This window comes from Amycolatopsis sp. NPDC098790 (genome assembly GCF_044759945.1).
GTDB lineage: Bacteria > Actinomycetota > Actinomycetes > Mycobacteriales > Pseudonocardiaceae > Amycolatopsis.
In genome coordinates this window covers 483,199-497,943 of record NZ_JBIWAI010000005.1, presented here as the reverse complement: position 1 = coordinate 497,943, position 14,745 = coordinate 483,199, and the positions used below count along the sequence as shown (strand labels likewise).

General features: G+C 68.5%; 14 protein-coding genes. 13 read left to right on the top strand and 1 reads right to left on the bottom strand.

Translation table 11 applies throughout. From position 1 onward, the window contains the following. The first annotated feature begins 2 nt into the window (after positions 1-2). From ACIQWX_RS35910 to ACIQWX_RS35860, 11 genes are all read left to right on the top strand, one after another. Complete coding sequence (locus ACIQWX_RS35910) at positions 3-791, top strand: MlaE family ABC transporter permease (RefSeq protein WP_400880932.1); 789 nt, start codon at positions 3-5, stop codon at positions 789-791. Next, entirely contained in the window at positions 791-1,633 is an 843-nt protein-coding gene (locus ACIQWX_RS35905) for an ABC transporter permease (protein ID WP_176175936.1), read from the top strand. Before ACIQWX_RS35910 ends, ACIQWX_RS35905 begins: the two co-directional genes overlap by 1 nt. Continuing rightward, positions 1,630-2,955 carry an MCE family protein gene (locus tag ACIQWX_RS35900; protein WP_400880930.1) on the top strand — a complete coding sequence of 442 codons (1,326 nt, stop codon included), beginning with the start codon at positions 1,630-1,632 and terminating at the stop codon, positions 2,953-2,955. Before ACIQWX_RS35905 ends, ACIQWX_RS35900 begins: the two co-directional genes overlap by 4 nt. Next, positions 2,952-3,989: an MCE family protein gene (locus ACIQWX_RS35895; protein ID WP_400880928.1), complete on the top strand. Its 1,038-nt coding sequence runs from the start codon at positions 2,952-2,954 to the stop codon at positions 3,987-3,989. The genes ACIQWX_RS35900 and ACIQWX_RS35895 overlap by 4 nt, the downstream gene beginning before the upstream one ends. Next, positions 3,986-5,017 carry an MlaD family protein gene (locus ACIQWX_RS35890; protein WP_400880926.1) on the top strand — a complete coding sequence of 344 codons (1,032 nt, stop codon included), beginning with the start codon at positions 3,986-3,988 and terminating at the stop codon, positions 5,015-5,017. Before ACIQWX_RS35895 ends, ACIQWX_RS35890 begins: the two co-directional genes overlap by 4 nt. Continuing rightward, positions 5,014-6,207 (top strand): MCE family protein, encoded by a 1,194-nt coding sequence (locus tag ACIQWX_RS35885; RefSeq protein WP_400880924.1) that lies wholly within the window; start codon positions 5,014-5,016, stop codon positions 6,205-6,207. Before ACIQWX_RS35890 ends, ACIQWX_RS35885 begins: the two co-directional genes overlap by 4 nt. Beyond that, complete coding sequence (locus tag ACIQWX_RS35880; protein WP_400880922.1) at positions 6,204-7,352, top strand: MCE family protein; 1,149 nt, start codon at positions 6,204-6,206, stop codon at positions 7,350-7,352. The genes ACIQWX_RS35885 and ACIQWX_RS35880 overlap by 4 nt, the downstream gene beginning before the upstream one ends. Continuing rightward, complete coding sequence (locus ACIQWX_RS35875) at positions 7,349-8,584, top strand: MCE family protein (protein WP_400880920.1); 1,236 nt, start codon at positions 7,349-7,351, stop codon at positions 8,582-8,584. The genes ACIQWX_RS35880 and ACIQWX_RS35875 overlap by 4 nt, the downstream gene beginning before the upstream one ends. A 5-nt stretch (positions 8,585-8,589) precedes the next feature. Then, positions 8,590-9,057: a hypothetical protein gene (locus ACIQWX_RS35870; protein ID WP_400881450.1), complete on the top strand. Its 468-nt coding sequence runs from the start codon at positions 8,590-8,592 to the stop codon at positions 9,055-9,057. Continuing rightward, entirely contained in the window at positions 9,054-9,536 is a 483-nt protein-coding gene (locus ACIQWX_RS35865) for a hypothetical protein (protein WP_400880918.1), read from the top strand. The genes ACIQWX_RS35870 and ACIQWX_RS35865 overlap by 4 nt, the downstream gene beginning before the upstream one ends. Positions 9,537-9,713: 177 nt before the next feature. Then, positions 9,714-10,940, top strand: coding sequence for a DUF222 domain-containing protein (locus ACIQWX_RS35860; RefSeq protein ID WP_400880916.1), 1,227 nt, complete (start codon positions 9,714-9,716; stop codon positions 10,938-10,940). Positions 10,941-11,867: 927 nt separating this feature from the next. Here ACIQWX_RS35860 and ACIQWX_RS35855 read toward each other — a convergent pair. Beyond that, on the bottom strand, positions 11,868-12,347 hold the full coding sequence (locus ACIQWX_RS35855) for a hypothetical protein (protein WP_400880914.1): 480 nt from the start codon (positions 12,345-12,347) through the stop codon (positions 11,868-11,870). Positions 12,348-12,410: 63 nt separating this feature from the next. On the opposite strand from ACIQWX_RS35855, the gene ACIQWX_RS35850 reads away from it, so the two are divergent. Together ACIQWX_RS35850 and ACIQWX_RS35845 are read left to right on the top strand one after the other, a co-directional pair. Beyond that, the gene (locus tag ACIQWX_RS35850) at positions 12,411-13,652 is read left to right on the top strand and encodes an aminotransferase class I/II-fold pyridoxal phosphate-dependent enzyme (protein WP_400880912.1); all 1,242 of its coding nucleotides are present in this window, start codon (positions 12,411-12,413) and stop codon (positions 13,650-13,652) included. Positions 13,653-13,768: 116 nt separating this feature from the next. Then, complete coding sequence (locus ACIQWX_RS35845) at positions 13,769-14,737, top strand: ferritin-like domain-containing protein (RefSeq protein ID WP_400880910.1); 969 nt, start codon at positions 13,769-13,771, stop codon at positions 14,735-14,737. The last annotated feature ends 8 nt before the right edge of the window (positions 14,738-14,745 follow it).

Below are 14,745 nucleotides of genomic sequence, written 5' to 3'. Positions count from 1 at the left end.
TGGTGAGCGAGAGCACGGGGACGCTCCCGGGAACCGCGGCCCTGACCCAGGTCGGCCGCCTCGCGACGCTTTCCTGGGAAGTCCTGCGCGCGATCTTCAAACGCCCGTTCCAGTTCCGCGAATGGATCCAGCAGTGCTGGTTCTTCGCCAGCGTCACGATCCTGCCGACGGCGCTGGTCGCCATCCCGTTCGGCGCGGTGATCGCGTTGCAGCTCGGTTCGCTGACCGCACAGATCGGCGCCCAGTCGTTCACCGGCGCGGCCAGCGCGCTCGCGATCGTGCAGCAGGCCAGCCCCCTGATCACGGCGTTGCTCGTCGCGGGCGCCGGCGGCAGCGCGGTCTGCGCGGACATCGGCGCGCGCAAGATCCGCGAAGAGATCGACGCCATGGAGGTCCTCGGCGTCAACCCGATCCAGCGCCTGATCGTGCCGCGCGTGCTCGCCGCGATGGTCGTTTCGGTGCTGCTGAACGGCTTGGTCAGCGTCGTCGGCGTGCTCGGCGGCTACTTCTTCAACGTCGTCCTCCAAGGCGGCACGCCCGGCGCGTACCTGGCCAGCTTCAACGCGCTGGCCCAGGTGCCGGACCTGTGGGTCAGCGAGATCAAGGCGCTGCTGTACGGCTTCGTCGCCGGCGTCGTCGCGGCCTTCCGCGGGCTGAACCCGCCGCCCGGGCCGAAGGGCGTCGGCGACGCGGTCAACCAGGCCGTCGTCATCACGTTCCTGCTGCTGTTCCTCATCAACGTCGTGCTCACCGCGATCTACCTGCGGATCGTCCCGCCGAAGGCCATGTGATGACGGCCGTCGACACCGACCGGACGCTCGAATACATCGCGCGCCCCGGCCAGAGCCTGGAAGGACTCGGCAAGCAACTCGCGTTCGCCGCGAAAGCGCTGGCCTGGTCGCCGCGCACGATCCGCCGCTACAGCCGGGAAACCCTGCGGCTGCTCACCGAAGTCTGCTTCGGCACCGGCGGCCTGGCCGTCATCGGCGGCACGCTCGGCGTGATGATCGGGATGACGCTCTTCACCGGTCTGATCGTCGGCCTCCAGGGCTACTCCGCGCTCAACCAGCTCGGCACCGCCGCGCTCACCGGGTTCATCTCCGCCTACTTCAACACCCGCGAAGTCGCGCCGCTGTCGGCCGGCCTCGCGTTGAGCGCGACCGTCGGCTGCGGGTTCACCGCCCAGCTCGGCGCGATGCGGATCTCCGAGGAGATCGACGCGCTCGAAGTCATGGGCGTGCCGAGCATGCCGTACCTGGTGACGACCCGCGTGCTCGCCGGCGTCGCCGCGGTGATCCCGCTGTACGCGGTCGGCCTGCTCTCCAGCTACCTCGCGTCCCGGCAGATCACCATCTGGCTCTACGGCCAGTCCGCGGGCACGTACGACCACTACTTCACGCTGTTCTTGCCACCCGGTGACGTCCTCTGGTCGTTCGGGAAGGTGATCGTCTTCAGCGTGCTCGTGATCCTGTCCCATTGCTACTACGGCTTCAACGCCAGCGGCGGCCCGGCCGGCGTCGGCGTCGCGGTGGGCCGCGCGGTGCGGACGTCGATCGTGCTGATCTCGGTCCTGGACTTCTTCTTGTCGCTGGCGATCTGGGGCGCGAACACGACGGTGAGGATCTCGGGATGAGGCGCGAGCTCTGGCAGCGGCTCCGGTACCAGGTGCTGGGGCTCGCCTTCCTGCTCGTGGCCGCGCTGTTCATCGCGGGCACGCTCGCCGTCTACAACAAGGCGTTCACGCCGGTGACGCTCGTGAAGCTGGAGACCGACCGCGTCGGCAGCCAGCTGCGCACCGGCGGCGACGTCAAGGTCCGCGGCATGCTCGTCGGCGAAGTCCGTTCGGTGCTGGCGAAGGGCGACCACGCCGAGCTGGAGCTGGCGCTCGACCCGGACAAGACGCACGTCATCCCTCGCAACGTCTCCGCGCGCTTGCTGCCCAAGACGCTCTTCGGCGAGCGGTACGTCGCCCTGCAGCTGCCCGAGACGTCGCAGGGGCCGATCAAGGCCGGCGACGTCATCCCGCAGGACCGCAGCAGCGCGGCGATCGAGCTGCAGAAGGTCCTCGACGACGTGATGCCGCTGCTGCAGGCCGTCCAGCCGGAAAAGCTGTCGAGCACGCTCACCGCCGTGGCGACCGCGCTCGACGGCCGCGGCAAGCAGCTCGGCCAGACCCTCGTGCAGCTGGGCGACTACCTCGGCAAGCTCAACCCGTCGCTGCCGGACGTCAAGGCCGACATCACCGGGCTCGCGAACGTGGCGAACACCTACGACAAGGCCGCGCCGGACCTGCTGCAGGCGCTGTCGGACCTGACGACGACCAGCCGGACGATCGTCGACCAGCGCGCGCAGCTGACCGACCTCTACGCCACCGTCACCGCGGCTTCCGTGGACCTGACGAGCTTCCTGCAGGTCAACAAGGACAACCTGATCCGGCTCACCACGGCCATCCAGCCGACGCTCGACGTCCTCGCGAAGTACGCGCCCGAATACCCGTGCCTGATGCGGCAACTCGCCGAATCCGTGCCTCGCGCGGAACTCGCGTTCGGCAAAGGCACCGCGCACCCCGAGGTCAGCCGGGTCACCATCGAGTTCGCCGCCAGCCGCGGCAAGTACCTCCCCGGCGTCGACGAGCCGAAGTACGACGACAAGCGCGGCCCACGCTGCTACCCGCAGGTCCCGAAGCCCGGCGTGTGGCCGCAGTACCCGCCGGACGGCGCGATCGACGACGGCTCCAGCAAGCCGCCGCCGCCGAAGTACCCGCCCGAAACGCTGCCCTCCGGCGGTGGCGCCATCGGCGGGTCCCCGGGTTCGATCGTCGGCTCGGCCTACGAAACCGACCTGATCGACCTGCTCGCGTCGCCCGCGCTCGGCACCGCGCCGGGTGACGTGCCGGGCTGGGCGGGCCTGATCGTCGGGCCGCTCTACCGCGGGGCGGAGGTGGAGCTGAAATGAGGAGCTTCGTCCCGTCGCTGATCAAGCTCGCGGTGTTCGCCGTCGTCACCGTGCTCCTCACCGGGGTCCTGGCGGCCACCATCGCGAACACGAACTTCGGCGAGACGTCGGGCTACCTGGCGAAGTTCACCGACGCGTCCGGGCTCAAGGAAGGCGACGACGTCCGCATCGCCGGCGTCAAGGTCGGTCAGGTTGACGCGATCGAAGTCGTCGAGGGCGAGCGGAACCTGGCGCAGGTGCGGTTCGACGTCGAGCACACCTACCGGCTGCCGGAGACGGTGACCGCGACCATCAAGTACCGCAACCTGGTCGGGCAGCGCTACCTCGCGCTCGGCACCGACGTCCCGGGCGATCGCGCGTTGCCGGACGGCGGCACGATCCCGCCCGAGCGCACCAAGCCCGCCCTGAACCTGACCGTGTTGTTCAACGGGTTCAAGCCGCTGTTCAAGGCGCTGAGCCCCAAGGACGTCAACCAGCTCTCGGCCGAGATCATCAGCGTCTTCCAGGGCGAGGGCGGCACGATCACCAGCCTGCTGCAGCACACGGCGTCGCTGACGACGGCGATCGCGAGCAAGGACCAGGTGATCGGCCAGGTCATCGCCAACCTCAACACCGTGCTCGGCACGGTCAACTCCCGCGGCCCGCAGCTCGGCGACCTCATCGAGCAGACGCAGAAGCTGGTCAGCGGGCTGGCCGAGCAGCGCAAGCCGATCGGCGACGCGGTCAGCGCGCTCGGCGACCTCGCCGTGTCCACGACGGGCCTGCTCGCCGACGCGCGCCCGGCGCTCAAGGACGACGTCGCCCAGCTGGGCGTGCTGTCGCAGAACCTCGGCGACTCCGGCGAACTGCTCAACCACCTCCTCGAAGTGCTGCCGGGCAACCTGCAGAAGTTCACCCGGACCCTCAGCTACGGCAGCTGGTTCAACTACTACCTGTGCGGGATCACCGGCACCATCGGCATTTCCTCGCTCGACATCACCGTGCCGATCGTCCCGCTGCCCGGCACCCAGCGCGCGGAGAGGTGTGGTCCGTGAAGCCGCTGAAAGATCGCAACCAGGCGGGAGTCGGCGCGGTCGCGCTCGTGCTGATCGTGCTCGTCACGGCCACGACGTACTTCTCCGACCAGCTCCCGTTCTTCGGCAACGGCACGACGTACTCAGCCTACTTCGGCGAGTCCGCCGGGCTGGCGCCGGACAACGAGGTCGAGGTCGCCGGCGTCAAGGTCGGCACGGTGTCGTCGGTTTCCCTGGCCGGCAAGCAGGTTCTGGTGCGGTTCCGCGTCAAGGACGTCCGGGTCGGTGACGGGACGACGGCGTCGATCGAGATCAAGACGCTGCTGGGGGAGAAGTACCTCGCCCTCGACCCGAAGGGCGACGGCGCGCAGGAGCCGGACGCGACAATTCCGCAAGCCCGCACGCGCACGCCGTTCCAGCTGCAGGACGCGTTCGAGCAGCTGTCGACGACGGTCGGCGACATCGACACGAAACAGCTCGCGGACAGCTTCAACGCGTTGTCCGACAGCCTCAAGGACAGTCCGCAGTACCTGAGGGACACGCTGACCGGGTTGTCGTCGCTGGCGAAGACTGTGTCGTCGCGCGATGCGGACCTGCACACATTGCTGGCCAACACGAGCCAGGTGTCGAAGACGCTGTCCGACCGCAACACCCAGCTGCAGCGCGTGATCAGCGACGGCAACCTGCTGCTCGGCGAGCTGCAGAACCGCAAGAAGGCGATCAACGCGCTGCTCACCGGCACCCAGCAGCTTTCGCAGCAGCTGACCGGGCTCGTCCAGGACAACCGGGCGCAGCTGAAACCGACGCTGGACAAGCTGAGCAAGGTAACCGACATCCTGCAGCGCAACCAGGGCAACCTCGACAAGAGCCTGCAGCTGATGGCGCCTTTCGCCCGAGTCGGCGCGAACGCCACCGGCAACGGCCGCTGGTTCGAGGGCTACCTGTGCGGCCTGCTGCCGCCGACGATCAACGCCGGCGTCGTCACGATCAACCCCGAAGGCTGCACCCCGCCGATCGCGGCGCCGAACCAGGGGGTGGGCGGCCGATGACCATCCGGACCTACCGCGGGCGCAGCCTGGTGACGTGGCTGGCGTTCGCGTGTGTGCTGGCGTTGCTGCTGACCGCGGGTCTGTGGCTGGTGTTCCGGGAATCCACCGGGACGAAGCTGTCCGCGTACTTCGGCAAGACCGTCGGGCTCTACGCGGGTTCGTCGGTGCGGGTGCTCGGCGTGCCGGTCGGGCAGGTCACCGACGTCACGCCGCAGGGCGACGCGGTGCGCGTGGACATGCGCGTCGACGACGTGTCCTTGCCCGCCGACGTCGGCGCGGTCGTCGTCGCGCCGAGCCTGGTCAGCGACCGGTACGTCCAGCTGACCCCGGCTTACGACAGCGGCCCTGTTCTGGCCTCCGGGACGGTGCTGGCGAAGGATCGCACGGCGACGCCGGTCGAGCTGGACGACCTGTACTCGAGCCTGGACAAGCTGTCGACGGCGCTGGGACCCAACGGCGCCAACAAGGACGGCGCGCTGTCCGGCGTCCTGGACACCGCCGCGAACACGCTGAAGGGCAACGGCGCTTCGCTGAACTCGACGGTCGGCCAGCTCGCCGAGCTCGCCAAAACCTTGGACGGCTCGAAAGACGACTTGTTCTCGACCGTGCAGAACCTCAACTCGTTCACCGGCGCCTTGGCCCAGAGCGACCAGCAGCTCAACGAGTTCTACGGCCGCGTCGCCGACGTCAGCCAGTTCCTCGCGGCGGACTCTTCCGATGTCGGCGCGGCGTTGCAGTCACTCGGCGGGGCGCTCGGCGACGTCCAGACGTTCGTCAACGACAACAAGGGCGCGCTGGAGTCCAATGTGGACAAGCTGGCGTCGCTGTCGAAGGTCCTGGTCGACCAGCGGGCCGCGCTCGCCGAAGTCCTCGACATCGCCCCGACCGGCGCGACCAACTTCATCAACTCCTACGACGCCGCATCGGGCACGATCGCCGTCCGCGACAACCTGAACGAGCTGACCAACCCGCCGATCCTCACCGTCTGCCGGCTGATCAGCTCGTTCACACCCAAGGAAATCCCGGACACCTTGGGCGCCATCTGCAAGCAGCTGGCGCCGATCCTGGACGGCGCGTTGAAGCTGCCGACCATCCCACAGGTGCTGAATTCGTTGCAGAACGGGACCTTGCCGCCACTTCCGCTTCCGCTGGTCGACGTCATGGAACAGCTTTCGGGGGGTGCCAAGTGAAGCGGTTCGCCGGCGTGCTCGCCGGGCTGCTCGTGCTCGCCGGGTGCAGCGACGGCGGGTTCAACGGCCTCTACGGCACGCCGCTGCCGGGCGGCGCCGACGTCGGCGACCACCCGTACCACGTGACCGCGCTGTTCACCGACGTCCTCGATCTGGTGCCGCAGTCCAGCGTCAAGGTCAACGACGTCGCGGTCGGGCGGGTCGACAAGATTTCCTTGACGCCGGACACGCGGTCGGCGCAGGTCGCGATGACCGTCAACGGCGACATCGCGCTGCCCGCGAATGCCCGTGCCGAGCTGAAGCAGTCGTCACTGCTGGGGGAGAAGTTCGTCGAGCTGAGCGTGCCGACGGCCGAACCGGCCACCGGACACCTGGGCGACGGCGCCCAGATCCCGTTGGGACGCACCAATCGCAACCCCGAGGTCGAGGAGGTGCTCGGCGCGCTTTCCCTGCTGCTCAACGGCGGCGGCGTCGAACAGATCCAGAAGATCAGCCACGAGCTGAACGACGCGTTGTCCGGCAACGAGCCGGAAATCCGCGCGCTGCTGTCGCGAGTGGACGAACTGGCGACCCAGCTCGACGGGCACCGCACCGAGATCCTCCGCGCGATCGACGGGCTCGGGAAGCTGTCGACCACGTTGGCCGGCCAGACGCAGAACCTGACGAACGCGCTCGACAACCTCGCGCCGGGCCTGAAGGTCGTCACCGACCAGCGCGACCAGCTGGTCGGGATGCTGAACGCGCTGAACACGCTTTCCGGCGTCGCCGTGGACACCGTGACGAAGAGCCGCGACCAGCTCGTCGCGAACCTCAAGGCGCTGCAGCCGACGTTGACGAAGCTCGGCGAAGCGGGTTCCAACCTGCCAACGGCGTTGCAGATCCTGCTGACGTACCCGTTCCCGGACTACGCGGGCAACGTGATCAAGGGCGACTACGCGAACGTCGAGGCGAACGTGAACCTCGACCTGGACACGCTGATCTCGAACTTCACGAACTCGTCGCAGCCGCCGATCGCGCTGCCTTCCGGTCAACAGCCGTCCGCCGTCGCACCACCGCTGCCGCTGCCGGACCTCGGTTCGCTCCCGCAGTCCGCCGGTCCCGACCTGCTGGGCGGCTTGCTCGGCCTGATCGGGGGCGGCAAGTGACCACCCGCAAGATCCGCATCCAGCTGTTCGCGTTCGTCGTCATCGCCGTGGTGTCGGTCGTGTACGCGGGCGGCCGCTACGCAGGTCTGGACCGGCTCTTCGGCAACCGCGGCTACGTCGTGACGGCGCAGCTGACCGACTCCGGCGGCATCTTCGTCAACTCCGAAGTCGCGTACCGCGGCGTGACGGTCGGGCGGGTGACCGGCATGACGCTGACCGAGCACGGCGTCGACGTGGCGCTCGACATCGACGCGGACGCCCCGGAAATCCCGGCCGACGCGCACGCGCAGGTGGCGAACCGGTCGGCGGTGGGGGAGCAGTTCGTCGACCTGCTCCCGCTGCACGACGGCGGGCCGTTCCTGAAGGACGGTTCGGTGATCACGGCGGACAAGACGTCGCTGCCGCCGTCGCCGGACACGGTTTTGTCGCATTTGGACGATCTCGTGGCGAGCGTGCACCCGGAGTCGCTGCGGACGGTCGTCGACGAGACGTACAACGCGTTCGCCGGCGCGGGCCCGGAACTGCAGCAGCTGCTGGACAGCACGGGCTCGCTGACCGCCGTCGCCGCGCAGTACGTCCCGCAGACGCAGGGGTTGCTGTCCAATTCGCGGGTGGTGCTGGACACGCAGCAGCGGCAGGCTGCCAACATCACGGACTTCGCTTCGGGCTTGCGCACGATCGCCGGTCAGCTCAAGAAGTCCGACCCGGACCTGCGGCGGGTGATCGCGGAAGCGCCGCAGCTGAGCCGGCAGATCAGCGACGTGCTCGCCGCGTCCGGGACCGATCTTGGTGTGCTGTTCGCGAACTTGTTGACGACCGCGCAGATCACGTCGTCCCGTCGCGATTCGATCGAGGAACTGCTGGTGGCGTACCCGATCATCGGGGCGTTCTCGCCATCGACGTCCCCGGACGGTACCGGTCATCTGGGCGTGGTGCTCAACTTCTTCGACCCGGCTTCGTGCACGAAGGGGTACGAGGGGACGAAGCAGCGTGCGGCGAACGATGTTTCGGAAGCCCCGGTGAACTTGAACGCGTACTGCGCCGAGCCGCCGGGCAGCCCGACCGGGGTGCGCGGGGCTCAAAACGCGCCCTACGCGGGGAAACCGCCGGCCATTCCGGCGGCGCCTTCGCAGCAGGCTGCCTCGTCTTCTCCGTCGCAGTTGCCGGGAATGCTGAGCCTGTTGACGGGTCCGTCGTCCGGCGGTCTCGGCCGGCTGTTGGGCGCGCCGTGAGGGTTCTGGTCGTGGCCGCGGTGCTTTCGGTGCTGGCGGCGGGTTTCGCCGGCTGGTCGTGGTACCGGGCGGCATCGGACGACTCGTTCGCCCGCGGCCGCGAGCGCGACGCGGTACTGGCGGCGGCGGGCCCGGAACTGGTGACGCTGAACACGATCGACTACCGCTCGGCGGGTGCGGACGTGGACCGGTGGATCGCGGCCACGACGGGGCAGTACGGGAAAGACCTCGCGGGGGACCGTCAGGTCCAGATCGAGCGGGCTTCGGCTGCTCGGACGGTTTCTTCGGCATCGCTGGTCCAGGCGGCGGTGACGGAGATTTCCGCCGATTCGGCTCGCCTGCTGGCGGTCTTGGACGTCCGCCTGTCTTCCGGCGGTGGCGCGGCTGCCCCGCGCTTGAACCGGTTGACGGTGGACGTGTCCCGTACTCCCGATGGCTGGAAGATTTCCGGTGTCCAGGCGGCCGGCTCGTGACTCGGGTGTTGGCTGTGGTCGTTGCTCTTGCTTTGGGGTGTGCCGTTTGGTTCGGGATCGAGACGGCTTCGCTTTCTCCGGGGGACAACCAGGCTTTGGTGGATTCCGCTGGGACTGCTGCTGTTGCGTCTGAGGTCAGTGATGCCGTGAAGTCCGTTTTTTCCTATGACTACGCGAATCTGGCTCGTACCGAGCGGGCGGCTTCTCAGGTTTTGACGGGGGACGCGGTTCGTCAGTACCAGGACCAGTTCGCTTCGGCTCGTGCGCGGGCTTCGGCGGAGAAGCTCGTGCGGACTACTACTGTTCGGGCTGTCGGTGTGCGGTCTCTCGTCGGGGATGATGCTTCGCTTTTGCTGTTCTTGGATCAGCAGACTGTTGCTCAAGGTGGGGGTGCGCCTTCTTCCTCGGTGGCTCAGCTTGCTGTTGGTGCCAAACGGGTTGATGGGCGTTGGAAGCTTGCGTCTTTGACTGCGTTGTAAGTGGTTCAGTTCTACTGATACGGCTTCGCCGGGGCGTGGGAAATCGGCGCTTCTTGTGGTCCCTTGTTGCTCGGTGCCGGAGCGCCGATTCCCCACGCAGCGGTGCCCCTGCCGGACTTCTTGAGGTCTACCCGAACGAGTGATGATCGTGTGTTCGGGTTCGGCTAACCTTGTTGTATGGCAACGGAAACGGCATGGAAGACGGATGCGACGGCCTTGGCCGATCGTATCTCCGCGCTGCTTACTGTTGTGCGGTCGGCTGAGGCTGAGATCGGTGCTCTGCTGGTCGAAATCGAGTCCCGTGGCGTGATGGAACTCTTCGGCTACCGATCTGTCTCCCGGCTGCTCGAGCACCTGGCCGACATCCCGAAGTCCGCGGCGGAGACGGTGGTCAAGCGAGCCCAGTCCCTGCACCCCGGCCACCGCCTCGACAGCCCGCCCGCCGTGGCCCCCGCGACCGCTGCAGCCGCTTCTTCGGGACTTTTGAGCAACCCGATGATCGACACCATCGTCGGCGCGCTGACCCAGATCCCCGTCGAGCACCGCGAGGACGCCGAGCAGCACCTGCTGACCTTCGCCGAGAATGCGGGCCACAAACAAGTCGCCGCCCTCGGCGCGCGCATCATCGCGCACCTGGACCCCGACGGCCCCGAACCCGACACCACCGAACCACCGGTCCCCAGCCGAGAACTCTCCCTACGCCGCAAAAGAACCGGGGTGTGGGAACTGCACGGCCGCTTCGACGACGAGACAGGAACCCGAGCCAGCGCCCTGCTGGACTCCCTGGCCGAACGCCGCACAGGCACCAACGAGACCGGCGACCACCGTTCCCCGCAGGAACGCTACGGCGACGCCTTCTCCGACGCGATCGACCTGGCTTTGAACTCCCCAACCCTGCCGATGCAGGCGGGTGAACGGGCGCACGTGATGGTCGCGGTGCACTTGAAGGACCTGAAGTCCGGCCTCGGCGAGGCCACCCTCGGCGACACCGGCACGATGACCGCGGCCGAGGCGCGGGTCCACGCCTGCGACAGCATGATCATCCCGGCGGTGCTGGGCGAGAAAAGCGAACCGTTGAACCTGGGTCGCCTCCGCCGCCTGATCTCGGCGGGTCTGCGCCGGGCGCTGTACCTGCGAGACCGGGGCTGCGCATTCCCGGGCTGCCACCGCCCACCCCGCCACTGCCAGGGTCACCACATCCGCCACTGGGCCGAGGGCGGCCCGACAGATCTGCACAACTTGGTGTTGATGTGCGCCCACCACCACCGGCTGCTGCACCGGTCGGGTTGGGAGGTGCGCATCGCCGCCGACGGTCTGCCGGAGTTCCTGCCACCAGCGTTTCTGGACAGGGAACGAAAACCCAGGCGCAACAACTTGCACCAACCGCTGCCATTCGCAGCGTGAGACAACCGAAGGTGGGAAAGGCCCGCAGCCAGAAGGCTACGGGCCTACCCGCACGTCCGCATCCAACCCGCGCGATGGGCTGATCGCATGACCGGCCCAGCAGGAACTCCCAAACGCCGGGCCGAACGATGCAAGGCACCAGCCGGAGAGCCGAGACACCAGACCTAGCCGGCGACTGAGGCTGACCACATTCCCGGCAGCGGCCGCAACACTCCGCCCACCGCACCCACCGCACCCACCGCACCCACCGCACCCACCGCACCCACCGCACCCACCGCACCCACCGCTCCCACCGCGCCCGCTGCGCCTTCGCGCCCACCGCGCCCACCGCATCCACTGCGCCGACCGCGCCCGCTGCACCCCTTGCACCCCTTGCACCCCTTGCACCCCTTGCACCTTCGCACTCACTGAGCCCGGCGCGCCCACTGTGCCGACCGCGCCCGCCATGCCCGCCGCGCCTTCTGCGCCCACTGGTTCAGCCGCGCCGACTGTCCCGTCACGCCCGCTGCGCTTACCGCGCCTCCTGGCCCGACCGTGCCTCCCGCGCCCTCTTGAGCTATTGCTTTTACCGCGCCTGTTAGTCAGCTCGCGCCCACTGCGCCTGCCGCGCTCGCTGGAGCGGCTGCGTTTGCCGCGTCTGCTGGTCCGGCCGTGCCGACTGTGCCTGCCGTGCCTACTGGAGCCGCTGCGTTTACCGTGCCCACGAGGCCGACTGCGGCCGCCGACCCGTCGCGCCCACTGGGGCCGCTGCGTTTGCTGCGCATACAGGGCTTGCCGCGCCGACTGTCCCCGCTGCGCCACTGGCCCCACTGCATCTACCGCGCTACCGGCCCGACCGCGCCGCCCCGCCCACCGGACCCGCTGCCCTTACCTCACCTGCCGGCCCGATAGCGCCTGCCCCACCCCGGCCAACCGATCTCCACTCAACTAACCGTCCCAAACGGACGCGCCCTGCCTCAACACCTCGACCTCCGACGGCGACGTCACCGGCCACATCTCCACCACGTACCGGTAATGCTCCCCGTACTCGTGGTCGTTCCAGTCAACCGACGGCGGCCCGGCCGGCACATAAGACACCCTCGCCCGGTACAACCCCGGCAACACCGAAAAGAACTTCTCCTGCGACGGATAGTCCGCGGGCCCGGAAATCACCACCCGGCCGCTCGGAACCGGAAGATCTGCTTCCACCACATGCTCGGCACCAGACGCCAACGCCGGCGGCGAGGGCAACAGAGTCACCGAAGACTCCACCAGATCCGACCGCGCCGTCGCGATGGCGATCCCTGCCGGCTCCGCTGCGATCCGGTGAAATTCGACCGCCGCGGGGGTCCAGCCGCTGCCGTCCATGCGAGAACCGGAGTCGCGCAACGAGAACTGGCGCTGGTCGGCGTGGACTACCAAATGCACACTCACCACCCTAGCCAGGACCCGCCCCGAAATGGTATCGACGACGGGTTTAGCGTTGACGGCATGACCACTGCTTCCGTCGACGTCGACACGGCCCGCCGCGACTACGCGGCCCTGGTCGACCGCGGCCTCTCCCTCGACATCACCCGCGGCAAGCCCTCCCCGGAGCAGCTCGATCTCGCGAACGGCCTGCTGACCCTCCCCGGTGACGGCTCCTTCAAGGCCGAGGACGGCACCGACGTGCGCAACTACGGCGGCCTCAAGGGGCTGCCCGAGCTGCGCCGCATCTTCGCCGGCGCGCTGCAGGTCCCGGTCGAGCAGCTGCTCGCCGCCGGCAACTCGAGCCTCGAACTGATGCACGACGCCGTCGTCCAGGCGATGCTGTCCAAGCTCCCGGGTGCCGAGCGCCGTTGGGCCGACGAGCCCGTCCTCAAGTTCCTCGCCCCCGTTCCGGGCTACGACCGCCACTTCGCGCTCACCGAGCGCTTCGGCATCGAGCTCGTCCCCGTCGCCATGACCGCCGAAGGCCCGGACATGGACGCCGTCGAGACGCTGGTCGCCGAGGACCCCGCCGTCAAGGGCATCTGGTGCGTGCCCAAGTACAGCAACCCCACCGGCATCACGTTCAGTGACGACGTCGTGCGGCGGCTCGCCACCATGACCACCGCGGCGCCCGACTTCCGGATCTTCTGGGACAACGCCTACGCCGTGCACCACCTGACCGACGACGAGCCGGCCCTGGCCGACCTGCTCGCGCTGGCCACCGAGGCCGGCAACGGTGACCGCGTCTTCGTCTTCGGCTCCACCTCGAAGATCACCTACGCCGGCGCCGGCGTGGGCTTCTTCGGCGCCTCCGAGGCCAACCTCGCCTGGTGGGTCGGCAACATCGGCAAGCGAACCATCGGGCCCGACAAGGTCAACCAGCTGCGCCACGCCCTCTTCCTCAAGGACGAAGACGGCGTCCGCGCCCACATGCGCAAGCACGCCGAGATCATCGGCCCGAAGTTCGCGGCCGTCGACCGCATCCTCACCGAGGAGCTGTCCGACCTCGCGTCCTGGACCAAGCCGACCGGCGGGTACTTCATCTCGCTGACCGTGCCCAAGGGCACCGCGAAGGAGGTCGTGCGGCTCGCCAAGGAGGCCGGTGTCGCGCTGACCCCCGCCGGGGCGACCCACCCGCACGGCAACGACCCGGACGACGCCGTGATCCGGATCGCGCCGACCTTCCCGACGCTCGACGTCGTCGAAGAGGCCGTCCGCGCGCTCGCCGTGTGCGTCCGGCTCGCCGCCGCGGAACGCGCCTGACCTGCAAAAATAGAATCGGGAAGAACTTTTTCCCGATTTGACCGAGCCGGGGGCCGTCCAGGTACGTATCACCGTTGGGTGAGGTGGACGAACTCGTCACGAGAGGACGTCCCCCGGTGTTCGGAAAACGCTACACAGAGCAGCTCATCGAGCGCAGCGCGGAGAACGCGACCGACCGCCGCCGCTTCCTCAAGGCTGCGGGAGCGGCGGGGCTCGGCGTCGCGGGCGCCGGTGCGCTCGGTACCGCGCTGTCGCTGGGCCTCGGCTCGGCGGGCGCGACTTCGCAGTACCCGGAGCAGAACGCGCAGGACGCCGCCGCCAGCGACGCCGCGGTGCTGAACTTCGCGCTCAACCTGGAGTACCTCGAGGCGAACCTGTACTCGTTCGCCGCCTACGGCTACGGGCTGAACGAGAAGTACGTCAACGGCGTCGGCAACCTCGGCAAGGTCTCCGGCGGGCACGCCGTCAAGTTCAAGAGCGAGCACACCAAGCAGATCGTCCAGGAGATCGCCGGCGACGAGGTCGCCCACGTGAACTTCCTGCGCAAGGCGCTCGACAAAGCCGCCGTCGCGCAGCCGGAGATCGACTTCCAGAACAGCTTCACCGCCGCCATGCAGGCGGCCGGGGTGATCAACGAGAAGCAGACCTTCGACCCGTTCGCCAGCGAGAACAACTTCCTGCTCGCCGCGTACCTCTTCGAGGACGTCGGCGTGTCGGCCTACAAGGGCGCGGCGCCGCTGGTCAACAACAAGACGTTCCTCGACGCGGCGGCGGGCATCCTCGCGGTCGAGGCCTACCACGCGGGCATCGTGCGCGGGCAGCTGTTCGAACGCGGCCTCGGCGACGTCACGAACAAGATCTCCGACGCCCGCGACAGCCTCGACGGCAAGGCGGACGACGACGAAGGCGTGCTCAAGGACGGCAAGGCGAACCTCGTCCCCACGGACGAGAACGGCATCGCGTTCGGGCGCTCGGCCGACCGCGTGCTCAACATCGCCTACCTCAACCCGGACAAGGTCTCCTCGGGCGGCTTCTACCCGCGCGGCCTCAACGGCGACATCGCCACCAGTGGCGCAAAAGAGTGAGCGCCGCG

Bases quoted from the DNA above. Each gene is read 5' to 3' on its own strand.
- ACIQWX_RS35905 (WP_176175936.1), top strand. From the start codon at position 791: ATGACGGCCGTCGACACCGACCGGACGCTCGAATACATCGCGCGCCCC.
- ACIQWX_RS35900 (WP_400880930.1), top strand. From the start codon at position 1,630: ATGAGGCGCGAGCTCTGGCAGCGGCTCCGGTACCAGGTGCTGGGGCTC.
- ACIQWX_RS35895 (WP_400880928.1), top strand. From the start codon at position 2,952: ATGAGGAGCTTCGTCCCGTCGCTGATCAAGCTCGCGGTGTTCGCCGTC.
- ACIQWX_RS35885 (WP_400880924.1), top strand. From the start codon at position 5,014: ATGACCATCCGGACCTACCGCGGGCGCAGCCTGGTGACGTGGCTGGCG.
- ACIQWX_RS35860 (WP_400880916.1), top strand. From the start codon at position 9,714: ATGGCAACGGAAACGGCATGGAAGACGGATGCGACGGCCTTGGCCGAT.
- ACIQWX_RS35850 (WP_400880912.1), top strand. From the start codon at position 12,411: ATGACCACTGCTTCCGTCGACGTCGACACGGCCCGCCGCGACTACGCG.